Origin of the sequence: Megasphaera sueciensis, from assembly GCF_050219315.1 — a bacterium.
Classification (GTDB): domain Bacteria; phylum Bacillota; class Negativicutes; order Veillonellales; family Megasphaeraceae; genus Megasphaera_A; species Megasphaera_A sueciensis.
Map to the genome: position 1 here is coordinate 2,519,300 of NZ_CP116939.1, position 26,022 is coordinate 2,545,321.

Genomic DNA, 26,022 nt, shown 5'->3' on the forward strand with positions numbered 1-26,022 from the left:
CTGATTGATAAAACAAAGAGCGGTAATTGTGTGAGCTAGTATTCTGATTGTGATGAAAAAGCAGTATTTAAAGCAGGAATTGAGGCGTCAATGTATCGATATGCACTTTTACGTTAATTATGTTGGTTTATACTATGTTATTTTTGTGAGGTAATATAATGACAGAAAAATTATATGAGCAAGATTCTTTGGCCCGGGAATGTAAGGCGGTTGTTACATCGTGTGTTTTTGATGGAGAAAAATACAATATTGTATTGGATCGAACGGTCTTATTTCCCGAAGGCGGCGGACAATTGAGTGATACAGGAAGAATAGAAGGAGGCGGGAAAATCGTTCATGTCCTTCACGGGACAGAAAAAGCAGGTACTATTTCTTATTGTTGTGATGCCTTGCTGGCACCAGGAACGGAAGTAACTGTATATGTAGATTGGCAGCGACGTCTGGATTACATGCAGCAGCATTGTGGGGAACATATTTTATCATATTCGTTCTGGAAGCTGTTTGGCGTGCATAACATAGGATTTCATATGAGTGAACGAATGGTTACAATTGATTTGGATCAGGAAATTACGCAAGAGCAGGCTGTGCAGGCGGAAAATTTTGCGAATGAAGAAATTTGGCAGAATAAGGCAATTCATGTGTTATATGCACCTTCCTCTGAAGCAGCTAAGCTGGCTATGAGAAAAAAAAATGAAAAAATTAAGGGGATGGTTCGTATCGTGGCTATTGATAATGGGGATGTGTGTACTTGCTGTGGAACCCATCCGCCCTATACTGGGATGATCGGAATTATTAAAATAATGAAAATGATACGACATCGCGGCGGTATGCGTATTGAATTTTTGTGTGGGCGATGGGCGCTGGAAACTATCCGTCAGGAGGTACAGTATATTGAAGAAGCAAGTAATATGTTATCAACAAAAGAAAAATTGGTTTGTGAAGGAATTCGGAGCTTGCAGGAAAAAGTGCGTATGCTGCATGAAGATGTGCGTCAGCAGACGGACGTTATTCAGCGGCAGGAAATAGATGAAATATGGAAGAAGGGCGTAAATGATGGACAAGGCAATGTGATATTTACCGTTATGAAGGATCCCTATACTCCTAAGTCGGCAAAAATGCTTCTTCAAAAATTAGTTGCTGTTGAGCATGCGGTAGCAGTAATTGTATATTGTCAGGAGAATCGGATTTATTATATGGTTGGCAGTGGGGCGGAAGTGAACTTGGATTGCCGTACGTATCTTAAATTAGCCAATACACTTTTTAACGGTAAAGGCGGCGGCAGCCCTGTTTTATGTCAAGGATCTGCTTCCGTATTTTCTCAATGGAAACAACAGGCGGAAAAACTTTTTGAATGTATTAGAAAATAATAAACAAGTGAGCAGGCTGCAGAAAATACAGACCTGTACGGTATACCGGGTTTTCAATCTACCGTGGGCATATACAATATTGAGAATTATTATTGACTTATAAAGAAAAAGGTGGTATCTTATAAGTATCAATTAATAATATATATTAGTTAATAATAGATAAAGGGAGTGATTATTATGTCTTTAATTAATAAAGAAGTGTCTGATTTTACCGTACAGGCATATCAAAATGGTAAATTCAAAGAAATAACAAAAAAAGATATTCTTGGAAAATGGAATGTATTTTTCTTTTATCCAGCGGATTTTACTTTTGTATGCCCAACGGAATTGGAAGACTTGGCTAATTCGTATGATAAATTTAAGACAATTCATTGTGAAGTATATAGTGTATCGTGTGACACTCATTTTGTACATAAAGCCTGGCATGATTCTTCAAAATCTATTCAAAAGGTGACGTATCCTATGATTGGTGATCCCATGGCTATATTGGCGCGTGATTTTGATGTGTATATTGAGAGTGCGGGGCTAGCCGAAAGAGGAACCTTTGTCGTCAATCCGGAAGGAAAAATAGTAGCATATGAAGTAAATGCCGGCAATGTGGGACGTAATGCCGATGAATTGCTTCGTAAAGTAGAGGCCTCTCAATTTGTGGCGGAGCATGGAGATCAAGTATGCCCGGCGAAATGGCAGCCTGGTGCAGAAACATTGAAACCAAGTTTTGATTTAGTCGGTGCTATTTAAGAAATAACAGTGAGGCGATGCATATGAGAAATATGTATGATGCCGTAGTTGTCGGCGGAGGCCCGGCAGGGCTCTCTGCCGCCATATATTTAGGCAGAGCAAAGCATAGAGTTCTTGTTGTGGAAAAAGTAAAAATCGGCGGACAGATTACTATTACTTCTGATGTTGCCAATTATCCCGGAATAACACAGATAAGCGGTACAGAATTAACGGATGAAATGTATGCCCAAGCAAAAAAATTTGGTGCAGAATTTGTTGAAGCAGGTGTGAGGGAATTGACACTGGACCAGCAAATAAAGAGGATTGATACGACTAAAGGAAGTTATCAATCGCTATCTGTTATATTGGCAACGGGGGCAAATCCGCGGAAAATAGGATTTATCGGAGAAGAAAAATTTCAAGGTCATGGTGTTTCCTATTGTGCAACTTGTGATGGTGAGTTTTTTTCAGGAATGGATGTTTTTGTTATCGGCGGTGGTTTTGCTGCTGTTGAAGAAAGTATTTTTTTGACAAAATATGCTAAAAGTGTAACTATTCTTGTGCGTAAAAATCGTTTTTCGTGTGCCGGAGCAATTGTCGATGAATTAAAAAAATATCCCAAAATTACTGTTAAATTCAACACAGAACTGGTTCGAGCGGATGGCCAACAGACAATATCCTATGCCGAGTTTAAGAATAATAAAACGGGAGAAATGTGGCGGCATGATGCGGTCGGACATGGTGATTTTGGCATTTTTGTATTTGCTGGATATATTCCTAATACAGCACTTTTTGCAGATACAATACATTTAAATCAGCAAGGATACGTGATTACAGATGCAAATCAGAAAACTAATCTTGATGGGGTATATGCAGCGGGTGACGTGTGTATTAAAAATTTACGACAGATTGTAACTGCCGTATCGGATGGGGCTATTGCCGCAACGGCCTTGGATACGTATATTTCAGCGATGCATGAGAAGTTTAATTTATCTGAGGTCAGTCAAATTGAAGAAGTGGAAGATAAATCGAAAAAACAAGATGAAGATAACGTGGTGCAAAAAGAGGGTGATGATATGAATTTTATTTCAGCAGATATTAGGGAAAAGCTTGAACCGATTTTAACTAAATTTGAACATAAAGTAATTCTCAAAGTATGGCTTAATGATAGTGAATTTTCAATGGAACTAAAAAACTTTGCCAAAGAATTTTGCAGTTTAACTGCAAATATATTGTATGAGGAAGGTATAATTGAGGGAGCGCCCGGTTTGGAAATTATTCGCGAAGATGAGACTAGCAGCGGAATTATTTTTCACAGTGTCCCGGGAGGGCATGAGTTCAATTCCTTTGTTCTTGCATTATATAATGTAGCTGGTCCAGGACAAGATTTGGATCCCGCAGTGGAAAAAAAATTAGAACACATACAAAAACCGATACATATTCAAGTTGTGGTATCTTTATCATGTACGATGTGTCCGGAGGTTGTCATAGGAACACAGCGCCTGGCAGCCGCATCATCGAAAATTACAGCAGAAATGTATGATGCACAGCATTTTCCTGATTTAAGAAAGAAATATAATATTATGAGTGTACCTTGTATGATTGTAAACGATACAGCTGTTTATTTTGGCAAAAAGAATATTTCTGAAATTATAGATTTGCTGTTGTAAGGCATAGTAACAATAGAACGTCCTCCTGTACACATGTTGTATAGGAGGACGTTCTATTGTTACTATGGTATATTTTTTTTGACATGAGCGGTAAACATAAGAAATTGTATACGGCATATATTAATGATCTATACCTAATATCATTTCTGCCCGTCGGATTTGTTCTGCCGTAGGGGATTGCATATTTTTTAATGTATAGGGAATACCCAACTGTTCCCACTTAGGAACTCCTAATGTGTGATACGGCAGAATCTCTGTTCGTTCTATCGTTTTTAAGGTTTTTATAAAATTGGACATGCGATGCAGCCCCTCTTCATCATCAGTCAATCCGGGTACAAGAACATGGCGAATCCACATAGGTTTACCAAAGTCTGATAATGTGCTTGCCAGTTCGAGAATATTGACATTACTTTGTCCTGTTAATTTTTTATGTTTTTCTTCATCCACTTCTTTGATATCCAGTATAAATAAATCGGTAAATTCGCAAAGTTTTTTAAATTTTCCCCAAAAGGGTTGACCTCGTGTAAAGGGATTTCCCGAAGTATCTAACGCGGTATGTATACCTTGCTTTTTTGATAATCGAAAGAATTCCGTCACAAAATCTAATTGAAGCAAGGCTTCACCACCGCTCACCGTGATACCGCCGTGGTTCTTCCAATATGACTTATAGCGTAATGCCTGCTGCAATACATCTTGCGGTGTCCTTCTTGTACCTGTGTGAGTATTCCAGGTTTCGGGATTGTGACAATACCGGCAGCGCATATGGCATCCCTGCATGAATACAATAAAACGCACACCGGGTCCATCAACGGCTCCGAAGGATTCTGTCGAATTAATGAGTCCTGTAAGTTGTTCAGCCATTTTTCTCCTCTTGTTCCAAATGGCATAGCCCTGAAACTATTCAGGGCTATGGTTTTAGTTAGAGTTTATTATGAAATGTACGGGAAATAACGTCTAGTTGCTGTTCCCGGGTAAGCGCGATAAATTTGACAGCATAGCCTGATACACGAATTGTTAAATTAGCATATTCTGGCTTTTCAGGGTGTTCCATCGCGTCGATCAGCATTTCTTTTTCAAAGATGTTGACATTTAGATGGTGTGCTCCTTGGTCAAAGTAGCCGTCCAAGACATGGACGAGATTAGCGGTTCGTTCGGTATCGGTATGACCTAAAGATTCGGGATTCATGGATTGCGTATTGGAAATACCATCCAACGACCAAATATAAGGAAGCTTGGCAACGGAATTCAAAGAAGCCAGCATTCCATTTTCTTCGGCCCCATAGCTGGGATTTGCTCCGGGAGCAAAAGGAGTCCAAGCGCGTCTGCCATCAGGAAGATTTCCTGTAAAACGTCCATATACGACGTTAGATGTTATGGTCAGTATAGATGTTGTAGGTTCAGAATTACGATAGGTATGTCTTTTGCGGACATCTGTAATAAATTCGTGCAAGAGCCAGATACCGATATCATCAGCTCGGTCATCATCATTTCCATATTTCGGAAAATCTCCTTCTATGGCAAAGTCTTCTGCCAGTCCCTTATCATTACGGATAATGCGAACGTTGGCATACTTGATTGCCGATAAAGAGTCAATAACATGAGAAAAACCTGCAATGCCTGTTGCAAACGTACGGCGTACATTTGTATCGATCAACGCCATTTCTGCGGCTTCATAATAGTATTTGTCATGCATATAGTGGATGGTGTTCAGTACATTGACATACAAACCGGCCAGCCAATCCAACATGAGCTTGTATTTTCTCAACACTTCATCATAATCAAGATATTCTGATGTAATTGGCGCTAATTCCGGTCCGGCTTGTATCCCGAATTTTTCATCTACACCACCGTTAATGGCATACAGCAGTGCTTTGGCCAGATTTGCCCGAGCTCCGAAAAACTGGATTTCCTTGCCCGTTTGTGTAGCTGAAACACAGCAGCAAATAGAATAATCATCACCCCATACGGGTTTCATGACATCATCATTTTCATACTGAATAGAACTGGTTTTTACAGAAATACTGGCAGCGTACCGTTTAAATGCATCAGAAAGAGCGGATGAATAGAGAACTGTCAAATTGGGTTCTGGAGCAGGTCCCATGTTTTCTAATGTGTGGAGAAAACGAAAATCTGTTTTCGTTACCATAGAACGGCCATCCATACCGATTCCTGCCACTTCCAATGTAGCCCAAACGGGATCACCGGAGAAAAGTTCATTATAGGACTTGATACGTGCAAACTTTACCATACGAAGTTTTAACGTCAGGTGATCAATAAGTTCTTGTGCTGTACTTTCTGAGAGTATGCCGCGTTGAAGATCCCGGTCAATATAAATGTCTAAAAATGTGGAAATACGACCTACAGACATAGCAGCACCATTTTGGGTTTTGATGGCAGCTAAGTAGCCAAAATACAGCCACTGCACTGCTTCTTTTGCCGTAGTTGCAGGATGGGAAATGTCGAAGCCATAAACAGCTGCCATCTTTTTCATATCTTCAAGTGCACGGATTTGTTCGGAAAGTTCTTCGCGCTGTCGAATTACGTCGTCCGTCATTACTCCGTCACCGCAATTTGTTTTGTCTTCTTGTTTCCACACAATTAATTGGTTTATTCCGTAAAGTGCTATACGGCGATAATCGCCTACAATACGACCGCGTCCGTATGTATCTGGAAGACCGGTGACAATATGTGTGTGACGCGCTGTTTGCATTTCTTCTGTATAGGCATCGAAAACAGCTTGATTATGTGTTTTGTGATATTCTGTAAAAATTTTGTGAAGTGATGGATTCAGTGTATAGCCATACATTTCCAATGCTTCTTCTGCCATTTTTATACCGCCGTAAGGCATAAAAGCACGTTTTAGCGGTTCATCTGTCTGCAGCCCGACAATTTGTTCCCAGTGTTTCAATTGATCATCAATATAACCGGGACCATAGGCAGTTAAACTGGAGACGATTTCCGTTTCTTCTTTTAGGACACCGCCGTTTTTTCGTTCAGCTTTTTGCAATTCCTGCAGTTTAGCCCAGAGTTTGTTTGTTCCTTCTGTAGGCCCTTCCAGGAAATCGGCATTTCCATCATAAATTCGATAATTGTGTTGAATAAAATCCCGTACATTGCATTCTTCTTTCCATAGCCTGCCGTTAAATCCGTTCCATTCCTGACAATGCAGCATGTGCATACCCCTTTCTTATACAGCTATTTATTTTAAATAGATGATAAAAAAAGACCGACAAATCTGGTCCTTTGCCCAGACGGTCGGCTTATCAGGAATTATGCTTCATGTGGTTGCTCCACTTCCGTCAGTCACATAATTCTAATGAAATTATAACCGTTGGAAGAGGCATTTGTCAATATAATAAAAAAGAGATATAGTCAAGTATAGTATCTTACTTTTTTTTAAATAGATAATATGGTACTATTATTTTTAGGAAAAATGTTTTTACTATCAGGAGGATATGAATGTATAGTGGAGAAGATATCAATAGTCCGATAAAAGAAATAGGACGTGTATTAAAAAAAGTTCGGTTTGACAGAAATTTGACATTGGATAATGTGTCAGATATGACTGGTGTTAGCAAAACTATGTTAGGTCAGATTGAACGTGGCGTGTCGATTCCGACAATTTCTGTATTGTGGAAAATAGCTAAAGGAATGAAGTTATCATTATCCACATTGTTTAATGAGAAAGTACAAGAGTATAAAGTTGTAAATATTGAAGAAGATCTGCAACCAGTATTTGATGAAGGAAACAATATGATATTATATAATGTTTTTCCATTTAATCCGGCCAATGGTTTCGAATATCTTTATATCATATTGTTACCGGGTACAGTGCATAAATCAGATTCCCATCGTGAATTTATAGAAGAATATATTGTTGTTACAAAGGGAACGTTGACACTTATGGTGGATACACAAACATTTATATTAGAGGCACCTTCAAAAATAAAGTTTCAATCTAATGTTTCTCACAGTTATGCTAATTATGGTCAAGACAAGGTTGTTTTTCAAAACATTATAAAATATTGATATATACTACAAGCGGCCTTCTATGGTAGCAATACTTACTATAGAAGGTTTTTCTTTTTAATAATGATTCCAATATAGCAATGGAATTGAATACTAATTGACAACATAAATCCCAAGTGTTATAGTACATGACATAAACGTTATAAAGTATATTTAACGTTATAAAGCATTTAATGTAGACCTTTAAAGGAGTTCTTGTTATGTTGACAAAACGGGTACAAAAGGCTAAAGATGAATACATAAATAATAAACCGTCGATTTCATACGAGAGAGCCAGAATCTGGACGGAATCCTATAAAAAAACAGAAGGAAAATCAGAAGCTATACGACGGGCCTTGGCATTTAAGGCGGTATGTGAACAATTAGTTGTTACTATATTTTCAGGAGAATTAATTGTCGGTGCGGTTGGTGAATTTCGTAAATGCGGGATATTGACTCCTGAATTTTCCTGGACGTGGGTGGATCAGGAAATGGATCATTTTTCTGTTCGAGTACAAGATCCGTACGAAATGACAGATGAACAGCGTGTGTTTGTTCGTGAGAATATATTTCCGTATTGGGAGGGAAAGTCACTGGAAGAAGCCTTTTTAAAACAAATTCCGAGTGAAACAGCAAAAGTTGCTGTGGATACGGGGATTGTTGACTGTGATTCAAAATGGCGGCAATCTGTCGGAGAAATTACGCCTGACTATGAAGATGTTTTATTTAAAAAAGGATTTAAGGGAATTATACATGATTGTAATAATAAATTACAGTTTTTAGATCTTACAAACTATACTGATTTAGAAAAATATGAATTTTATCAATCTATTATATTGGTTAGTCAAGGAATGATTCTTCTTGCCAGCCGATATGCGGATAAGGCGGAAGAAATGGCAGGTAAAGAAACAGACGTTGTTCGTAAGTTAGAATTGCAGAATATTGCGGCTATTTGCCGTAAAGTTCCGATGATGCCGCCGACAACGTTCCAGGAAGCACTGCAGATGATATGGTTTTATCAATTAGGCGGAATTCTTATGGAAAATCCGTTGTCGTTAAACCCCGGACGATTTGATCAATATATGTATCCGTATTATTGTTATGACAAAAAACAGGGATTACATGACGATGCCGGTATTTTGGAATTGATAGAGTGTTATTGGCTGAAGCTATCAGAATGGGTTTGGACGATTTCATCTAATACAGCAGATTTTTTTGCCGGGTATAATCAATTTCAAAATTTGACGGTTGGCGGGAGTGATCGCAACGGCAAGGATGCGACCAACGAATTAAGCTATTTAGCGTTGCAGGCGACCTCGGAGGTAAAAACACATCAACCCGGGTTGTCTGTCCGCATTTCGCAAGATAGTCCGCAAAAATTTATAGATGCGGTTATGGAACTAGTTGCCCAAGGGACAGGTTTTCCGGCTATTCACAGTGATAAAACAGGGTATCAAATGCTGAAAAACCTGGGGTATGATACGGAAGATGCACGAGATTGGAATAACTGCGGCTGTGTTGTACCTCATTTCCGCAAGACTTTTGAATGGACAAGTACGGTTAATGTAAATTTCTGCGGGGCTTTTGAGTACGCTACCAATGGAGGAAAAAGCCGCCTTACGGGAAAATTGATGGGATTACCTATTCATCAAGATCGCAATTTTAAAACATACGAAGAACTGGAAGAAGCTTTTTTTGAACAGTTTGATAATCTTATCCGTATTTCTGTTACGGCATCCCTGGTAGCACAGCGACTGCAGCAAAAAATGATTCCTCGTCCGTATTTTTCGGCAGTATCCGAAGACTGTCTGGAAAAAGGAAAGGATATGGTTAATGGCGGAGCAAAATATAATATTGGACCTGTATTGACAGGAATTGGATTAGCAGTTACGGCCAATAGTTTGGCTGCTGTTAAAAAACTTGTGTTTGAAGATAAGGTCTGTACACTCCACGAAATTTTTGATGCTCTTGACCGAAATTGGGTTGGGTATGAAGGATTAAGAAAAATGGCACAACATGTTCCTAAATATGGGAATGACAGTGATTATGTAGATACAATTGCCCAGAGAATTTCAAATCATTACTATGAAACAACGCATGCGTACACCGATATTTACGGTAATCCGTTTACTTCGGCTTTTATGGGAATATCTAATTTTATTCCGACAGGAAAAGTTATAGGCGCAACAGCTTGCGGCAGACTTGCGGGGCAGCCGATTTCTGAAGGAGTTTCACCTTTTGCGGGAAGTGATACGTCTACTCCGTTAGCAACTATGAAGTCGGCAGCTAAAATGAATCAAGATGTCCATTCCGGCGGCACGTTGTTAAATATACGGTTAAGTCATAGCCTTGTAGATACCAAACGAGGACGTAGTAATTTGGCGGCAGTTATTCAAAGTTTTTTCAATATGGGTGCATTTCATGTCCAGTTTAATACGATATCGACTAAGACCTTGCGGGAAGCGCAAGAGCATCCGGAAAACTATAAGGATCTGCTTGTGCGGGTAGCCGGGTATAGTACGCAGTTTGTTCATCTATCTAAGACGCTGCAGGATTCCATTATTGCCAGGAGTGAACATGTCAGCTATTAACGGAAAAGTGCTGCAACTGCAGCACTTTTCCGTTAATGATGGAGAAGGAATTCGTACCATCATATTTTTTGCAGGTTGTTCTCTTCGATGTAAATGGTGCGCGAATCCGGAAGGATATACGATGCATAATCAGATTATGTACATAGGATCATTATGTACAGCGTGCGGACGATGTACGGCTGTCTGTCCTCGCCATTTAGATTTTGATTTGCATAATAAAGCTGTGCGAAGCCAATGTGATGGGTGTGGTTGCTGTATACCGGCTTGTTTGGATAATGCAAGAAAAAATACGGTATCGACATGGACGATTGAGGATGTTATCACACAACTAGAACCACAGATCCCTTATTTTCGTCAGTCTGGCGGAGGAGTAACCTATTCAGGGGGAGAATGTACAAATCAGCCGGAATTTTTGGAAAAACTGGTTAAGAAAGTATATGATATAGGATTAAATCAAGCGATGGAAACAAGTGCAACATTTGATTTTGATCAAGTGCAGTCTATATTGAAGTATATTGATTTATTGTTTGTTGATATTAAACATATGGATAGTAAAAAACATGCATACTATACAGGGCGTGATAATGAACATATTTTAAGTACCATTGCCAGTTTAGGTCAATTTCGCAATGATCTTGTGATTCGTATTCCGGTTATTATGGGAGTTAACGGAGATGATGCTAATATTATTGCTACAGCAAGATTTGTAAAACAACATATATTGGATCCCAAAATAGAATTATTGCCATACCACTCTTATGGAGTGGATAAATATGAACAATTAGATATGTCATATCCGGAAAATATGTTTCGAACACCTACAGCAGTGGAATTAAATCATATGAATTATCTAATTGAAAAAGAAGGGGTGCAGATTATATCATTTAAATAGCGTTTTTTTAGAACTGAAAGAACACGGTGCTTTATATAGTACCGTGTTCGATCATGTAACGATGTTTTCAAGATGGAAACATCCGTTACATCGTATACTGCAGAATTTTTAATAAACAGGACTGAGCGGAAACGAAATGCCATTTTTCGTTTCCGCTCAGTCCTGTTTGTTTTTTACGTTTCATTCTTAAAATAAATCTTACATATAAAGTTTTTTTAAAAAAATTATTTTGCGTCAACATCTACGATTTTTAAAGGATTCAAAATATTATTTGGATCCAGCGCTTTTTTGATAGCACAAATCATCTTGTATTCACCCTCTGGTGTACAACGCTTAAAATCATGCAATTTTTTATAACCGATACCGTGTTCTCCAGACATTTTACCGCCCATGGCATATACTTCACGGAATAGATCTTCATGGAAGCCTTCCATTTTTTTCATCCATTCTAAGGGGGATAATTTATTTATATTTAATGGCAGTACATGAATATTACCATCACCAATATGTGCAGAAGTTACACTATAAATACCATGTTTCTTTTCGAGTCCCGGTATTTTAGCAGTAATATCTGCTATTTTATCGAGAGGTACGACAAAATCTTCTGCAACGAACATGATATCAATATCTCGGGCGGCTTCTGCAAATTGGCGGCGGCATCCCCAAATACGATCATCAGCTTGGATAACATCGACAGCCCCCATAGAGTCGCATAGATCGCTGAGTTTTTCCATTTTTTTATCTAATTCATCTTCATCAAATGTTTCGACTGTAATAATAACATAGCAGCAGCCTTCATCGAGATGAGGAAGTGTGACCTTACAGAATTTACTGCACATGTTTAAAGCTTTATTATCCATGTATTCAATACTTGTCGGTTCCAGACCGGCTTTAAGAATCTTGTTAGGGAGAGCAAATCCCTTTTCGTCTTCTTTGAAAATAGCAACTAAATCAAATTTATAAGGTGCCAGGGGGCGTAATTTAAGTGTAATTTCGGTAACGATGCCCAATGTGCCTTCAGAACCGCAAATCAGTTGTTCCAAACAATAACCGGTCGAACATTTTTGCAGACGGGCACCGACATCAACAATATCGCCCGTAGGAGTCACTATTTTCATACCGTAAATTTGGTTGCGTGTCGTACCGTATTTGACGGCTTTATTGCCGCCGGCATTGGTAGCAACATTTCCGCCGATTTGACAACTGTCAGCGCTACAGGGGTCTCCGGCATACAACATTCCCTGTTCGTTAACTTTTTTTTGAATGACACTGGTGCGGACACCGGTTTGTACGACGGCATACATATTATCCGCATTGATTTCCAGAATTTTGTCCATGCGATCTAACTCTATAACGATACCGCCCAAGACAGGAATAGCACCGCAAGCCACACCGGAACCAGCTGCTCGAGGAGTAACCGGAACAAGATATTTATTAGCTAATTTTACGACAGCTGCGACTTGTTCGGTCGTTTCTGGGAACACCACAACTTCCGGTGTGTGGAACCAGTACGAGTTACCTTCTTCATCTGTCTTATACACGTCTAGTTTTTCCGGATCCGTTGTTACACTCTTGTTACCCAGCACGTGTATTAACTCCTGCACTAATTCATCTGATACTTTGTTATACATTGACATATACATACACACTCCTTTTATTGAATTGTAACTCTTGTCATGAAAACCGTATGGATAGTACGGTAAATTTAGCTGTTGATATTTTCCTGTTGTGGATCTGGTGTTCGATTTCCCCAGACGGAAGCGACAAAGGAACAGAATACAGTTGTCCAAACTACCCCGATAGCTGCCGGTATAGCGGCCAGAGGGTCAAAATAGGTAACACCCAATGTGACGGCTAATGCCGTATTTTGAACACCTACGACAAACGTCATAGCTTTTCCCTTGGCAGGCGGCATACGTAACAGTTTGGATACTCCGTAACCGATGATCAATCCAATTAATGTGTAGAGAGCTAATGCTAAAGCTGCCATGCCGGCAACTGTTTGCAGCCGTTCTACGTTTAATGCAACGACAACTAGGATAATTCCTAAAATTGCCAACACTGTACACAGCGGCATTACTTGTAAAATTACAGGTAACTGTTTTTTAAATATCTTATGTATCAAAAGCCCTAATACAATAGGGATAATTACGATTTTTACAATACTGAGGAAAAGACCGATTGTATCGATCGATACATATTGGTTGACATAAAACAGCAGCATGGCAGGCATAAGAATAGGTGCAATAATTGTACTGATACTGGAAATCGTTACAGATAGGGCTTTATCCCCTTTTGCCAGGAGGGTCATGACATTAGACGTTGTTCCCGTGGGGCAGCAACCTAATAATACAAAACCGACGATAAGCATGGGAGAGAGACCAAGAACTGTTCCGATTCCCAGGCCGACAAGAGGCATAAAAATATACAAAGTAGCGACACCAATGATAACATCCTTTGGACGTGAAAAGATCAGCTTGAAATCATTAGGCGTCATAGAGAGTCCCATTCCCAGCATAATAATGCCCAGGCAATAGGAAATGGAACCGCCGTATGGTTTGAATGGAGCTGGGAAGAAGTATGCCAAAATTGCGCAAAGAATTACCCATACCGTAACGTATTTCGTCAAAAACTTAACAAATTTTGCAAAACTGGTCATGTTTTAAATACCTCCTATTACGAAAACAAAAAGTACATATAAACATCTATTTTACTTCTTGCTGCAGCAAGAAGTAAATAATGCACACAATTCCTTATAAGGAAACTTTAAACATGATTAATATGCATATACGAAATGATTTTTATGAATTAATGATAGTACTTCGTAAAATTTGTGTCAAAATTTGTGCAAAAATAATTTAATTTCTTAATTTGTAACCAGAGAATTCTAAAATTTGTTTAAAAAATTATAAAATCCATAAAAAAATATACTGTTAGAAATTCTTATTTCTAACAGTATATTTTTTTATGGATTTTATAAGTCATAGTCTTATTTTTCTAGGTGAAAAAGATTTATAAAATGATTATTAAAAAAATTCAAATGACGGCGCAGCATTGATTCAGCAAGTTCACGGTCATGCAGTTTTAAAATATGACAAATTAGTAGATGATCGGTTTCTATAATTTTATAATATTCTTGCGGCGGATTGTAGATGATGTAGCTGCGATATCGAAATAATTTGTATTTAATCTGGTCATATAAATCCAACAATAAAGGAGAATCTGCCAAAGAAACTAATTTCATATGGAAAGCATATTCTAATTTTATGATTTGCCGATGAAGAGTAGCAGGATCTTCTTTATCAGCATGATGACAAATATCATGCATTTGCTGTGCTATTTTCTGCAGTTCTTCCAACTGCTGGTCGGTTACGTTTAAAGCAGCCCGGCCGGCTGCATAGGATTCTAAAAGAAAACACAATTCTTTCACATCTTGGTATTCTTTGTTGGAAAAACCGGCTACACGGTATTTATTATCTTTTTTTACATATCCCTCCTTTTTCAACCGAAGCAGTGCAAATTTGATGGGGGAACGACTGATTTCTAATTTCTTAGCAATTGCATTTTCATTAATGGCTGTACCTGGGGGGATATGAAAATTGACAATTTCCTGCAGTAAAATCGAATACACAATATCGTTCAGAGATATAAACGGATTTTGCTGACGTAATGTTTCTACTAACTGCTTATCCAAAACAAGACCTCCTATCTGTTCAATTAAAATAAATGAAAAAATTTATCGATAACTATTAATCCTTATTATACAACAATAATTTTTTTCGATAAACAATATTTTTTCTTACATCACACAGAATTATCTTGTTTGAAAATAATAAAAAAATTATAGTTAAAGTGTTGCAAAAAAAAGAGAAGACCTAGATAATAAATATATTGATTACATAGGAAATTACATCATATAAACATTGCCGTGGAATACGTACTGTACGTGCTGCCTATAGGTAATGTATTCCGTTTAAAAACTTTCAGATATAATTGAGTATCATATAAGAATTAGGGGATAATGTAAAAGTGGAAACTTTATGATAAATCTGTAATCATAAGTATCAAACGCATTTTTAAAAAACGTGGTATACCAGAAAAGAGGAGCAATTCGCTATGAAAATTCTTATCGTAGGGTATTTCACCAAAATAGCAAAGGAAAATATTATACGTTATTTTCCGGCAGATTGGAATGTTGTAATGGTTCCGCCGGGGAAGGAGGTACTGCAGCATATAAAAGACTGTGATGTAATGATACCGGAGCATATTAGCGTGGACAGTGCATTGTTGTCTATGGCAAAAAATTTAAAATTAGTACAGACTGGAGCAGGTTTTGATAATATAGATATCAATGCCTGTACTCACTTTGGTATTTGGGCTGCCAATGCAGCCGGAGTAAATGCACAGGCAGTTGCCGAACATGTAATGGCTATGATGTTGTCTTATTATAAAAATATCCCATATCTCAATGATTTTATGAAAAACAAAACGGATGAAAAACAGTTGGACTATACGGGAAGTGAGTTAAAAGGAAAAACAATTGGAATTATTGGGTTAGGTGCTGTGGGTAAAAAATTAGCCGAGTTTTGTAAGGTTTTTGGAATGAACGTGTTGGCTTATTCTAGAAGCAGCGTTATTCCTTCAGGCTGTTTTGTGAAAATGACAAATTTTGATGATCTTATACAGGTATCAGACATTGTGAGTGTGCACACCGCATTAAATCAACAAACCAAGCGTATCATCGATCAGGCAGTATTTAAAAAAATGAAAAGGTCAGCTCTTTTTATCAATACCGCCCGCGGTGGAATTGTCAATGAAAAAGACTTGATAGAGGCTTTAAAAAACAAAAATATTTCAGGTGCTTGTCTGGATGTATTTGAATCTGAACCACTTTCCTTTGACAGTGAACTCCGGGATTTCAGTAATGTGATACTCACTCCCCATACCGCAGGTATGCCGGATGGTTTTAAATTCCACAAAAAAAGATATGATTTTTTTATAAATAATATAAAACGAGTGGAGAATGGAGAAGAACCAAAAAATAAACTGAATCAATTAACTTAGTGATGCAACAGTATATGATCAGATAAAAAGAGCATTGTAATAAAATGTTGAGTGCAGATTCTGCATATTGTACATTTCAACAGTGAATCCGCTACAAATAAATTCTGCCTTAAGCTGAGTCTTGTTGATTTTATCTTATTAATACTAAGATGGATGAAAAAAGCGTTTGTAAAAGTTAAAGCCTTTATAAGGGGGGCAGATTATACTATCAAGTGTAACAGACATCCGGTACAGGATGTTTGCCGATGAGTGGTGATACTGGTGTGTATGTATATTTGCAGACAGTGGGAGATATAATTAACGTCATACAGGCCATGCCAGCTTTTAACCAATTATCCCTACTTTTTCATATGGAACGCGGAAGGTTGAATGCTACATACGGGCTACAAAATCACGAAAAAAATGTTAGCCGGGCAATATAGGGATGAATTAAAGCTTTTACCGCATATTACAGAAGAGCAAGCGTATGCAGCACAGGGGATTAATATGTGTACTGCTGATCAACGGATACAGGTCATTGAACAAGTATTATGAATGTGTCACAATGTCATGTCTGCCAAGAATATACATATGTCCCTTTTAAAAATATTATAATGTATTATAGTTGCCATATTGAATTTATTTGGTAGGGGGTGTTATTTTTGGTGACAGATGTGACATCGTGATACGTATAGTTTATGATATAAAAAACATCTTCAGGTAGCTATTATGATGCCACCTGAAGGCATATAATAACACGCTTGATATATAGCGTTTATTTCCTTATTTCAGTTTCTTAGTCTAATTGTTGCGGATGTTCCAACATCCGAATTTCCTTGATCTGGTTATTTTGATCGACCATTACTACAGTAGGATGATATGAACAGGCTTCCTTTTCTGTCATCAATGCATACGCCATAATAATAATACTATCCCCCGGTTGTACGCAGCGTGCGGCGGCCCCATTTAGACAGATCACGCCACTTCCTGCTGGAGCGGGAATGACATATGTTTCCAGACGTGCCCCATTGTTATTATTTGTGATCTGGACACGTTCGTTAGAGAAGATATGAGCCTTTTCCATAAGGTTGGCATCTATCGTAATACTACCCATATAGTGCAGATCCGCTTCCGTGACGGAAGCGCAATGGATTTTAGACTTCAGCATACAATACATCATAACGGATCACCTCCGAGTATAACGTTATCAATAAGACGGACAGTTCCGATACGTACAGCGATTGCTAAAAGACATGGCTCGGAAATTATTTGTATAGGTTCCAGTCCTGGATAAGTATATAAAGAAACATAATCAATCAAAGCTAGTGGTTCTTTTTGCAAATGTTGTGTAACAAGCTGTTTCAACGAATCAGCGTTATGATTACCGCGGATATATGCATCTTTGGCTTGACGGAGGCTTTGTGATAAAATGCAGGCTGCTTTTCTTTCTACAGGTGACAAGTATCGATTCCGTGAGCTTCGTGCTAATCCGGATGTCTCCCGTACAATTGGCACCGTGATAATGGAGCAGGGAATGTTGAGATCTTTTGTAAATGTACGTACAACAACTACTTGCTGTGCATCTTTTTGACCAAAGAAAGCTTTATCGGCTTGTGCTAAATGTATCAATTTCGTGACTACGGTAGCTACTCCGCGGAAATGGCCGGGACGTTGTGTTCCGCATAAGGTATGTGTTATTTCTCCGTCTACCATTACATAGGTACAATAACCGTTTGGATACATTTCCTGTGCAGTAGGATGGAATACTGCGTCGACTCCGGCAAGTTGTAGCTTTTCGCAATCTTGCGCAAAGCAGCGAGGATACATAGTATAGTCTTCATTAGGACCGAATTGAACGGGATTCACAAAGATTGATACAATGACTACATCACACTGTCTGCGGGCATATTCTACAAGTGATAAATGTCCTTCGTGCAATGCTCCCATAGTTGGGACAAGACCAATGATTTTACCTGATTCTTTTGATTTTTTACTAAATGTTTGTATCTGTTCAAGAGTGCGTAAAATTTCCATAATGATATAATCCTCTTTTTCTGATAGATTTATCTGCTTGTATACATCAGGGCACCTAATATTAGTATGATATAACTGTTTACATAGTTGAAGTTTTTATCTGATTCCGTCGTGCAAAATATGTAGCAATAAGTGATCCGGACATGTTGTGCCATATGCTGAAGATGACGCCAGGTATGGCAGCTACCGGAGTAAAATACAACATTGCTAAGGATACTGCCAGCCCGGAATTTCGCATGCCGGTTTCGATGGCAATGGTGGCTTCCTGTGGAGGTGCCATGTGAAATAGGGTAGCAGCACCATATCCCAAAGCTAGGCCTAATAGATTATGACAGATAACCACGGCGGCAATAACTATGCCTACTTGCCAGAGAACGGCAGCACTTAAAGAAACCACGCCTCCAACAATCAGAATAATGGTTATTACGGAAATAGCTGGTAAATAAGGTATACATTTTTGTGTAAAATCGTTTAAGAAATAATGAATAAGTAATCCGAATATAACCGGTACTAATACAATTTTCGCAATAGATGCTATCATGGCAGTAAGAGATATATCAATCCATGTACCTGCTAAAAACCAAGTTAACATTGGCGTTACTAAAGGAGCAAGTAACGTAGTAACCAGAGAAATAGATACAGATAAGGCAACATCTCCTTTAGCCAAATAAGTGATAACGTTTGAAGCGGTTGCGCCTGGACTTGTACCAACAAGAATAACACCGACAGCTAATTCGGCGGGTAATTGAAAGAGTTTCACCAATCCAAAAGCTACAGTGGGCATAATAATAAACTGTGCTATGAAACCAATACAAACATTACGGGGATGCTGCCAAATAGCACAAAAATTTTCTACTTTCAATGTCATTCCCATCCCCAACATGACGATACCCAAAAGCCAGGGGATTTTAGACCCAATCCAAGTAAACCATAGTGGCTGCCAAGCAGCGGCAAAAGATACAAGCAGGATAAAAAAAACCATATCTTTTACAATAAATGAACAAATTTTTTTCAATGTAAAACCTCCCAAATAGAATTTGGGCAAAAGAAAAAGTCCTCCCGGACAGACCGAAAGGACATACGTATCCCTCTAATGATTTTACCCTTTCCGTCTCGGTTCATAATATGAATCCAAGCAGATAAAAAAACATAATATGATAGTTACGATGCTAAAAAGTATAACTCACACAAGGGTGATATTATCTTTTGCCATGAAAGCATAATACCATAATAGTAATAATTTTTCAAGGTTAAAATGACACTGAACAAATATAGATATAGGATAATCGTTATGAAAAACAGGTAGATTGGGTCGAAGTTATTTAAATTTTTCATAGATTTAGAGCCTGGGTATTAACCAAGACTCTATGTATTTAAATTCCTCTTTTTGTAATGCTATGATATTTAATTTTACGTTTTATATCAAATGACTTTGTTCTCGAATGTATTGTATAGCACACTCCTTCGGTATTTTCTGAATTCGGTTCTGCCGAAAGCACTTTACCTGACGCCACTAATTTATAAGCCGCGTTTTTTCCAATGGATAACATGTCAGCAAATTCTTCTACAGTTAATAAATCTTCAAAATCGTTAAACATGATGATGCACCTCTTCCTATGATTTATGGTTATTATTATGTTAGTAAAATATTAAGGGTTATAGATTACATATGAATGCTTTCAAAATGGTACATATGTCGGAAAAATCAATATAATGACTTATCGGTGACTCTCAACGTGCAGATAATCATCCAAGGCGTCTACCATGATCAGCCGTGCTTTTCCAACTTTGTAGGCATTAAGATTTCCAGATCTGATTAGATTGCATACTTTGCCGGAACTGCAATTCATCAAACATGCTACATCGGAAACATGGAGAACAGTTTTAGTGATTGCTAGTGCTTTCATGGTCGTTGGACCTCCCTTCTCTTTGTTATTACAAGTATGTTAGTATTTCTCAACACAAGTATCAAAACGATTCGTAAAAGAGGGAAATTTTGTATGAGATACAGATATGAGAGTATGAAAGTAGTAAGGCATCGTATGGCAAGAACGTTCCTTGCAAACGATCTATGCAATGGTTATTTTAGATGCCATTCATTACACTTTTCGTGAAAACGGCATTGTTACCAAAAAAAAAACGCATATGTTGCCATGGGTACGAATTTAGATGGACAAAAAGATGTTTTAGATATTCGGTTAGATGCGAGTGAATCCTCTAAATATTGGCCTTCTATATTGTCAAGATATTCTTATCGTATCGGTAGACGGTTTATCTGGATTTGTACAAGCCATCAAGGTTGCGTTTTCTCAAACAGAAGTACAGCGTTGTGTAATTCATCAAATTCGTGCTTCGACGCGTTACGTATCTTATAAAGACGTTACGCAATTTACTGCTGATCTAAAACCAATTTATAAAGCACCAACAGAAGAGGCTGTCTTATTTGCTTTAGATGAATTTGAGGCTAAATGGAACTCGAAATATCCGTTAGGTGTAAAATCTTGGAGGGCTAATTGGAATGAACTATCTACCATGTTCAAATATTCGCCAGAAATACGTAAATTAATTTATACAACCAATGCGATTGAAAGTTTCAACTGTCAATTACCGAAAGTAACTAAGACAAAAAGTGCTTTTGTTTCGGATAATGCTTTAATGAAATTGCTATATTTAACGACGATGAACATCGTCGTTAAATGGACAATGCCAATTTGAAACTGGGGAATAATACTGGATAACCTCATGATTTATTTTGGTGATTGCGTCATAATTTCTTTGTAAAACTTAAATTAATTTCATCCTAATATTTGGACTTTACACAAAAATGTGTGCACTCTCTTTAAATGAAGAAAAAATTCTCATTTTGTTACGGCCCCATTGTGTTTTCATCGATAGAAATATTTTTTATAATAACAATTTATCATTAATGATATTACAAAAATTACATAATAGTGACGTTAATTACTTAAATATGTTATACTTTATTTAAAGATAATAGGAATCGGCTGCAATAAACTAGACAGATTTTTTAAGGACATATAATGACGGGCCTATACGCCAGAATTTAAATCGCAACTTGTTGATTTACATCGCAGTGGCAAACGTAAATGTGATATTGTGTGCGAATACGATATTGCCAACTCTCTATCGGATAAATGGATTTCTCAGGCAGATCATTCAGAATTCTTCAAAGAGAAGGATAACTGTACTTCAGAACAACAGTAGCTTATTGATCTTCGCAAGCCAAACCAGCAACTTAAAATGTGGAATGGTATTTTAAAACAAGCAACGCTGAGCTTAGGATGAAAATAAATGTGATTAAGGTAAATGCTCACAAATACTCTGTATCAGCAATGGGTAGAGTCCTAAAATTTATAGAAGCAAATTTTTATTATTATGAAGCCGGAAGGGCTTGTATCAACGTATATAACTGCTCAATTTCATTTACAAAAGGCTAGCTGCAATGAAAATAAAATTGCAAATGTTGTGAATCAAAAATAACCCTAACTTTTAAAATTATTAAAACAAAATTTGTAAAAAATCAAACTTTTGCAAATTTGGATGCATTGAAACTTTCAGCTTGCTGATAATGTAAATTGGTTTAACATTCACAGAATTTACTCCTGACTCGGGTATTTAACACTAGGCGAGTATCGAATGAATACCCTTAAAAACGTTGTTTAGTTTACTGTCGACAATCCAAATAAAAATTTTGAGGATACTGATATGAAGCTACAGACCAAAATAATTTCATTTATTAGTGTGATCTTTTTCACTGTGTTGACTTTGGTAATCTATGAAATTTTTTTTACTAATGATAACCAGTGGATGCAAGAAAAAATAGGTGAACGTGCGTCTACGACTGCGGCAATTCTAGCAGTATCGCCTGATATAGTCAATAATATTAATAATCCATATAATTATGATAATATTCAGAGGTGTATACGACAGGTGCAACAAGGTAAAAACACCGATTCTATAAATGTAATTGATAAAGAAGGAAGAGTAATAACAGATAATTCTATTTCAACATTAATAGAAGAGACAACTAATGAGGAGCGAGTTATATTATCTGAATTAGATAATGAGTTTATTAGAACTGGATATCCTGGTGATGGTGTAAAATCTTTTTATCCAATTTATAAGCATGGTGAAAGGATTGGGGCTGTTATAGTTGAAGTCACTGAAGACAAAATAGGAAGAGTAATAACACTGCGGAATCTTCGCCTTGTTTGGGTACTCATTGTTATATTTGCATTTGGGTTAATGGCAGCGATTACATTGAGTCAAAGTATAAAAGGATCTTTGTTAGGAATGGAACCACGTAAATTAGCGTGGATGATGGTAGAACGAACAGCCATTATCCAATCTATTCGAGAGGGTATTATGGTTACGGATGAGAATGGAAGCATTTTATTTGTTAATGAAGCGGCTCAAAAAATATACATAAAAGCGGGTATTCAAAAACCGGGAGAAATTTTAGAAAGTAAATTTATTCAGACAATCATTCCAAATACTTTTATGACCAATGTTTTACAAACAGGGAAACCGGATGTCGATCGGGAACTTAAACTTGGTAATTTATTCGTTATTACCAGTGTATTGCCGCTGGTAATTGATGGGAGAATTGTTGGGTCTGTTGGATCTTTCAGAGAATTGGAAGATATTCGTCGATTATCTGAAGAATTGACGGGTGTCAAAAAATATGTTGAGGCATTAAGAGTGCAAGCTCATGAATTTAGAAATCAGATACATGTTATTAGTGGGCTGATTATCAATCATCATTATGATGAATTATCGACATACGTGCAACGAATCACTCTTGTTGGTGAAAATGAATTAAAATGGATAGATAAACACATGAGTGATTCTATTCTTTCTTCATTTTTGCAAAGTAAGTTGAGTTTTAGTAGAGAAATGGGAGTTAATCTGATTATTCATATTGATAATCAGATTTCAAAAATAGTGAATGTAAATTTTAGAAATGATTTAATTACTGTTTTGGGTAATCTAATTGATAATGCGATTGAAGCTGTTCAATTTAGCGATACTAAAAATGTTGAGCTGTTTTTAGATGAAGACGAGGGAGAATGGTATGTACGTGTAAGCGATACTGGAAGTGGAATAGCACAAGAGGAAACAGAGAAAATTTTTATGAAAGGATATTCTACAAAAGGAGAAAATAGGGGATTTGGCTTATATCTAATTAAAAAGACGGTAGAAGCATATGCAGGCCATGTACGTATTGATGTAAATAAACCAAAGGGAACTATTTTTACGGTAAGTTTATTACCGATTAGGGAGGAATAATATATGATAAAAGTTTTGATTATTGAAGATGATCCGATGGTTGCTAATATCAATAAGTTATACTTGCTGAAAGTTCCAGGTTTTTCTTTGGCTGGTATTGTTCATAGTGGAACTGAAGCATTGAACTTCTTATCTGAAAATTCACGAAAAGTGGATTTAATTTTATTAGATGTTTTTATGCCTCAAATGGATGGGCTGACTTTTTTAAGAGAGTTAAAACTTAAGTCACCTGATATTGATGTCATTATGGTTACGGCCGCTCAATCGGTGGATTCTGTTCGCGCGGCCTTATCGCGAGGTGTAGTTGACTATATAATTAAGCCTTTTACTTATGAAAGAATGTCAGTTGCTTTAAATTCTTATCGTTCACGCTACAATATTTTACGAAATAATAAATCATTAGAGCAAACTGTTTTAGACAAGGAATTTTTCTCAAAAGAATCAACGTCAGATGATTCTTTGCCTAAAAGTGTTGAAGCGCATACGCTATGCATAGTAAAAGACAGACTTGCTCAACAGATTCGTCCTTGTAGTACGCAAGAATTAGCTGAAATCATAGGAATTTCTCGTGTATCATTAAGAAAATATCTTATATATTTGGAAAATATGGGAGATATTAAAAGCACCTTAACATATAGACACAAAGGACGCCCCACGCAAATGTACCAGTATGTAGGGAAAAATGATATATAACTTATGCGAATTATGTAAACTTACTTAAGTTTCATTTGTTTGTAATGAAAAGATGTAATTAATTTTCAAATTATTAATGTTGAAAATAATTTCTTATTTAAAACTATATTTCGAATGATTCCAACTCCTTTCCTTTGACATTATAATTACAAGTAACAAAACTAATGTCTTAGTTAAAGGAGTTGGTTTTATGTTGAATTGATTTCAAAGATATTAGAATCTGGACGCAGAATCTAATGAGAGGGTATTTAACAAGTGAGGCAATACCGGTATTATAGTTAGATGATAAAAGCTATAGCATATGATTTTTATACTGCTTTAAATCGGATGACTTAAATAAAGGAGATGCGATTATGGAAAGCAATAAATATAATGTTGATACCGCTGTACTATTTAGGAAACGGCAAATGCATGTTATCTTACCAGTCTTTTTAGTATCAGTTATTGCGTATGTTGACCGGGTCAATGTTGCTTATGCAGGGATGACGATGACGAAAGATTTACCATGGTTAGGGCCTGAAGTTTTTGGAGCAGGCGCTGGCATATTCTTCCTATCGTATTTTATTTTTGAAATTCCAGGCACATTATTAGCTGAAAAATTTGATGCATGTAAATGGATTGCCCGTATCATGATTACATGGGGCGCAGTTTGTGGCTTAATGGCATTCATGAATTCAGAATTTCAATTTTATCTATTTAGATTTTTGTTAGGGATGTGTGAAGCTAGCTTATATCCAACTTGCTACGCTATTTTATTTCGTCGTTGGTTCCTTCCGGAAGAACGTGCTAAAGCAATTTCAATGATGTTGACATCTCTGTTGGTATCTGCAATTATTGGTGCTCCATTTGCTGGATGGTTGCTTGAATTAAGCTTTTTTGGATTACATGGTTGGCAGACTTTATTTATTATCGAAGCTTTGCCAGCTATTATTTTCGCTTTTGTGTTTATGTTTTGGGTAAAAGATCGTCCGGAAAAATCACAATGGCTTACTGATGATGAAAAAGCGTACATGATTGAATTGTTAGCAAAAGAAGAAGAAAAGAAAAATGAAGCCCAAAAATACACAGTTATGCAAGCACTTACCGATTCCAAGGTATTGCGTTTTGTAGTGATTTATGTTTTATGGATGACGGGTTTCTGGGGATTTAATTTTTGGATGCCTCAAGTTATCAAGAATTTGTCAGGATGGTCTCCAATGGTTGTTGGTTTTGCTTTTGCAATTCCTTTAATGTTAGCGTTAATTGCTCAATTAATAGTTGGCGGGCATTCTTCGAAAACAGGAGAAAAAAAGTGGCATATTACATGGACATTATTCCTTGGTGCCATTGGTTTAGGTGTTGCACCTCTGGTTCATGATCCGACTATTAGTTTAATATTTGTTTGTATTGCTGGTATTGGCTGTTATTCTGCATTGGGCGTTTGGTGGGCTACACCAACTTCTTTCCTAAGTGGAGCAGCTGCTGCTGGTGCTGTAGCGTTGATTAATTCTACGGGTAATTTGGGTGGTTATATTGGACCATATTTACTTGGTGTTGTTAAAGCAAACACAGGATCAACAGATATTGGTTTTTACATTTTAGCTGGTTGTTTGGGTCTAGCAGGTATATTGATGGCTACAATGAAACCCGTGACGCCTGATAAAACACAAAATAAAGAATAAATAATGTTTGTGTTGGTAAAAAGGAGGTAATGA

23 protein-coding genes, 1 pseudogene and 1 riboswitch are annotated in these 26,022 nt (G+C 37.2%); of the genes and pseudogenes, 14 read left to right on the forward strand and 10 right to left on the reverse strand.

Translation table 11 applies throughout. The features are described from left to right. Positions 1-158: 158 nt before the first annotated feature. From NXG62_RS12115 to NXG62_RS12125, 3 genes are all read left to right on the forward strand, one after another. A complete protein-coding gene (locus tag NXG62_RS12115) occupies positions 159-1,367 on the forward strand; it encodes an alanyl-tRNA editing protein (RefSeq protein WP_427112682.1) in 1,209 nt (402 codons plus the stop codon). A gap of 177 nt (positions 1,368-1,544) precedes the next feature. Further along, the gene (gene ahpC, locus NXG62_RS12120; protein WP_427112683.1) at positions 1,545-2,108 is read left to right on the forward strand and encodes an alkyl hydroperoxide reductase subunit C; all 564 of its coding nucleotides are present in this window, start codon (positions 1,545-1,547) and stop codon (positions 2,106-2,108) included. A gap of 23 nt (positions 2,109-2,131) precedes the next feature. Beyond that, positions 2,132-3,757 carry an FAD-dependent oxidoreductase gene (locus NXG62_RS12125; RefSeq protein ID WP_427112684.1) on the forward strand — a complete coding sequence of 542 codons (1,626 nt, stop codon included), beginning with the start codon at positions 2,132-2,134 and terminating at the stop codon, positions 3,755-3,757. A gap of 120 nt (positions 3,758-3,877) precedes the next feature. Here the strand turns inward: NXG62_RS12125 and pflA are convergent, their stop codons facing one another. Then, entirely contained in the window at positions 3,878-4,618 is a 741-nt protein-coding gene (pflA, locus tag NXG62_RS12130) for a pyruvate formate-lyase-activating protein (RefSeq protein WP_427112685.1), read from the reverse strand. Between the two features lie 58 nt (positions 4,619-4,676). Then, positions 4,677-6,929 (reverse strand): formate C-acetyltransferase, encoded by a 2,253-nt coding sequence (gene pflB, locus NXG62_RS12135; protein WP_427112686.1) that lies wholly within the window; start codon positions 6,927-6,929, stop codon positions 4,677-4,679. A 66-nt stretch (positions 6,930-6,995) separates the two neighbouring features. Next, a riboswitch (ZMP/ZTP riboswitch) is annotated at positions 6,996-7,074 on the reverse strand. Positions 7,075-7,216: 142 nt separating this feature from the next. On the opposite strand from pflB, the gene NXG62_RS12140 reads away from it, so the two are divergent. The 3 genes from NXG62_RS12140 to NXG62_RS12150 all read left to right on the forward strand — a co-directional run bounded on the left by NXG62_RS12140 (position 7,217) and on the right by NXG62_RS12150 (position 11,248). Then, positions 7,217-7,786: a helix-turn-helix domain-containing protein gene (locus NXG62_RS12140; protein ID WP_322351597.1), complete on the forward strand. Its 570-nt coding sequence runs from the start codon at positions 7,217-7,219 to the stop codon at positions 7,784-7,786. Positions 7,787-7,986: 200 nt separating this feature from the next. After that, entirely contained in the window at positions 7,987-10,356 is a 2,370-nt protein-coding gene (locus NXG62_RS12145) for a glycyl radical protein (protein WP_427112687.1), read from the forward strand. Beyond that, positions 10,343-11,248, forward strand: a complete 906-nt coding sequence (locus tag NXG62_RS12150) for a glycyl-radical enzyme activating protein (RefSeq protein WP_427112688.1) — start codon at positions 10,343-10,345, stop codon at positions 11,246-11,248. The genes NXG62_RS12145 and NXG62_RS12150 overlap by 14 nt, the downstream gene beginning before the upstream one ends. A gap of 224 nt (positions 11,249-11,472) precedes the next feature. Here the strand turns inward: NXG62_RS12150 and NXG62_RS12155 are convergent, their stop codons facing one another. From NXG62_RS12155 to NXG62_RS12165, 3 genes are all read right to left on the reverse strand, one after another. Then, positions 11,473-12,885, reverse strand: coding sequence for an FAD-binding oxidoreductase (locus NXG62_RS12155; RefSeq protein WP_427112690.1), 1,413 nt, complete (start codon positions 12,883-12,885; stop codon positions 11,473-11,475). Between the two features lie 68 nt (positions 12,886-12,953). Continuing rightward, entirely contained in the window at positions 12,954-13,907 is a 954-nt protein-coding gene (locus NXG62_RS12160) for a bile acid:sodium symporter family protein (RefSeq protein WP_427112691.1), read from the reverse strand. A gap of 330 nt (positions 13,908-14,237) precedes the next feature. Beyond that, the gene (locus tag NXG62_RS12165) at positions 14,238-14,942 is read right to left on the reverse strand and encodes a GntR family transcriptional regulator (protein ID WP_427112692.1); all 705 of its coding nucleotides are present in this window, start codon (positions 14,940-14,942) and stop codon (positions 14,238-14,240) included. Between the two features lie 422 nt (positions 14,943-15,364). On the opposite strand from NXG62_RS12165, the gene NXG62_RS12170 reads away from it, so the two are divergent. Further along, on the forward strand, positions 15,365-16,312 hold the full coding sequence (locus tag NXG62_RS12170) for an NAD(P)-dependent oxidoreductase (protein WP_427112693.1): 948 nt from the start codon (positions 15,365-15,367) through the stop codon (positions 16,310-16,312). 369 nt (positions 16,313-16,681) lie between these two features. Continuing rightward, positions 16,682-16,846, forward strand: coding sequence for a hypothetical protein (locus tag NXG62_RS12175; RefSeq protein WP_427112694.1), 165 nt, complete (start codon positions 16,682-16,684; stop codon positions 16,844-16,846). 241 nt (positions 16,847-17,087) lie between these two features. On the opposite strand, the gene panD is transcribed toward NXG62_RS12175, so the two are convergent. The 5 genes from panD to NXG62_RS12200 all read right to left on the reverse strand — a co-directional run bounded on the left by panD (position 17,088) and on the right by NXG62_RS12200 (position 20,232). Beyond that, on the reverse strand, positions 17,088-17,471 hold the full coding sequence (panD, locus tag NXG62_RS12180; protein WP_427112695.1) for an aspartate 1-decarboxylase: 384 nt from the start codon (positions 17,469-17,471) through the stop codon (positions 17,088-17,090). Beyond that, positions 17,468-18,325, reverse strand: a complete 858-nt coding sequence (gene panC, locus NXG62_RS12185; protein ID WP_427112696.1) for a pantoate--beta-alanine ligase — start codon at positions 18,323-18,325, stop codon at positions 17,468-17,470. Before panC ends, panD begins: the two co-directional genes overlap by 4 nt. Before the next feature lie 79 nt (positions 18,326-18,404). Next, positions 18,405-19,340 carry a bile acid:sodium symporter family protein gene (locus tag NXG62_RS12190; RefSeq protein ID WP_427112697.1) on the reverse strand — a complete coding sequence of 312 codons (936 nt, stop codon included), beginning with the start codon at positions 19,338-19,340 and terminating at the stop codon, positions 18,405-18,407. A gap of 358 nt (positions 19,341-19,698) precedes the next feature. Next, complete coding sequence (locus NXG62_RS12195; RefSeq protein WP_427112698.1) at positions 19,699-19,923, reverse strand: helix-turn-helix domain-containing protein; 225 nt, start codon at positions 19,921-19,923, stop codon at positions 19,699-19,701. A gap of 120 nt (positions 19,924-20,043) precedes the next feature. Then, positions 20,044-20,232, reverse strand: coding sequence for an excisionase family DNA-binding protein (locus tag NXG62_RS12200; RefSeq protein WP_427112699.1), 189 nt, complete (start codon positions 20,230-20,232; stop codon positions 20,044-20,046). Positions 20,233-20,362: 130 nt separating this feature from the next. Between NXG62_RS12200 and NXG62_RS12205 the strand changes: the two genes are divergently transcribed. The 6 genes and pseudogenes from NXG62_RS12205 to NXG62_RS12230 all read left to right on the forward strand — a co-directional run bounded on the left by NXG62_RS12205 (position 20,363) and on the right by NXG62_RS12230 (position 25,989). Beyond that, on the forward strand, positions 20,363-20,494 hold the full coding sequence (locus NXG62_RS12205; RefSeq protein ID WP_427114284.1) for a transposase: 132 nt from the start codon (positions 20,363-20,365) through the stop codon (positions 20,492-20,494). A 39-nt stretch (positions 20,495-20,533) separates the two neighbouring features. After that, a complete protein-coding gene (locus NXG62_RS12210) occupies positions 20,534-21,040 on the forward strand; it encodes an IS256 family transposase (RefSeq protein WP_427112700.1) in 507 nt (168 codons plus the stop codon). Between the two features lie 336 nt (positions 21,041-21,376). After that, positions 21,377-21,952, forward strand: a pseudogene (locus tag NXG62_RS12215) (IS3 family transposase); the annotation flags it as partial. Positions 21,953-22,051: 99 nt separating this feature from the next. Continuing rightward, a complete protein-coding gene (locus NXG62_RS12220; protein WP_427112701.1) occupies positions 22,052-23,635 on the forward strand; it encodes an ATP-binding protein in 1,584 nt (527 codons plus the stop codon). 3 nt (positions 23,636-23,638) lie between these two features. Continuing rightward, positions 23,639-24,328 carry a response regulator gene (locus NXG62_RS12225; RefSeq protein WP_427112702.1) on the forward strand — a complete coding sequence of 230 codons (690 nt, stop codon included), beginning with the start codon at positions 23,639-23,641 and terminating at the stop codon, positions 24,326-24,328. 353 nt (positions 24,329-24,681) lie between these two features. After that, positions 24,682-25,989, forward strand: coding sequence for an MFS transporter (locus NXG62_RS12230; protein ID WP_427112703.1), 1,308 nt, complete (start codon positions 24,682-24,684; stop codon positions 25,987-25,989). Positions 25,990-26,022: the final 33 nt, after the last annotated feature.

What these genes read in the sequence shown, in the direction of transcription:
- NXG62_RS12115 (WP_427112682.1), top strand. Translation starts at nt 159, where the DNA reads ATGACAGAAAAATTATATGAGCAAGATTCTTTGGCCCGGGAATGTAAG.
- ahpC (WP_427112683.1), top strand. Translation starts at nt 1,545, where the DNA reads ATGTCTTTAATTAATAAAGAAGTGTCTGATTTTACCGTACAGGCATAT.
- NXG62_RS12125 (WP_427112684.1), top strand. Translation starts at nt 2,132, where the DNA reads ATGAGAAATATGTATGATGCCGTAGTTGTCGGCGGAGGCCCGGCAGGG.
- pflA (WP_427112685.1), bottom strand. Translation starts at nt 4,618, where the DNA reads ATGGCTGAACAACTTACAGGACTCATTAATTCGACAGAATCCTTCGGA.
- pflB (WP_427112686.1), bottom strand. Translation starts at nt 6,929, where the DNA reads ATGCTGCATTGTCAGGAATGGAACGGATTTAACGGCAGGCTATGGAAA.
- NXG62_RS12140 (WP_322351597.1), top strand. Translation starts at nt 7,217, where the DNA reads ATGTATAGTGGAGAAGATATCAATAGTCCGATAAAAGAAATAGGACGT.
- NXG62_RS12145 (WP_427112687.1), top strand. Translation starts at nt 7,987, where the DNA reads ATGTTGACAAAACGGGTACAAAAGGCTAAAGATGAATACATAAATAAT.
- NXG62_RS12150 (WP_427112688.1), top strand. Translation starts at nt 10,343, where the DNA reads ATGTCAGCTATTAACGGAAAAGTGCTGCAACTGCAGCACTTTTCCGTT.
- NXG62_RS12155 (WP_427112690.1), bottom strand. Translation starts at nt 12,885, where the DNA reads ATGTCAATGTATAACAAAGTATCAGATGAATTAGTGCAGGAGTTAATA.
- NXG62_RS12160 (WP_427112691.1), bottom strand. Translation starts at nt 13,907, where the DNA reads ATGACCAGTTTTGCAAAATTTGTTAAGTTTTTGACGAAATACGTTACG.
- NXG62_RS12170 (WP_427112693.1), top strand. Translation starts at nt 15,365, where the DNA reads ATGAAAATTCTTATCGTAGGGTATTTCACCAAAATAGCAAAGGAAAAT.
- NXG62_RS12175 (WP_427112694.1), top strand. Translation starts at nt 16,682, where the DNA reads ATGCTACATACGGGCTACAAAATCACGAAAAAAATGTTAGCCGGGCAA.
- panD (WP_427112695.1), bottom strand. Translation starts at nt 17,471, where the DNA reads ATGATGTATTGTATGCTGAAGTCTAAAATCCATTGCGCTTCCGTCACG.
- panC (WP_427112696.1), bottom strand. Translation starts at nt 18,325, where the DNA reads ATGGAAATTTTACGCACTCTTGAACAGATACAAACATTTAGTAAAAAA.
- NXG62_RS12195 (WP_427112698.1), bottom strand. Translation starts at nt 19,923, where the DNA reads ATGTTTAACGATTTTGAAGATTTATTAACTGTAGAAGAATTTGCTGAC.
- NXG62_RS12200 (WP_427112699.1), bottom strand. Translation starts at nt 20,232, where the DNA reads ATGAAAGCACTAGCAATCACTAAAACTGTTCTCCATGTTTCCGATGTA.
- NXG62_RS12220 (WP_427112701.1), top strand. Translation starts at nt 22,052, where the DNA reads ATGAAGCTACAGACCAAAATAATTTCATTTATTAGTGTGATCTTTTTC.
- NXG62_RS12225 (WP_427112702.1), top strand. Translation starts at nt 23,639, where the DNA reads ATGATAAAAGTTTTGATTATTGAAGATGATCCGATGGTTGCTAATATC.
- NXG62_RS12230 (WP_427112703.1), top strand. Translation starts at nt 24,682, where the DNA reads ATGGAAAGCAATAAATATAATGTTGATACCGCTGTACTATTTAGGAAA.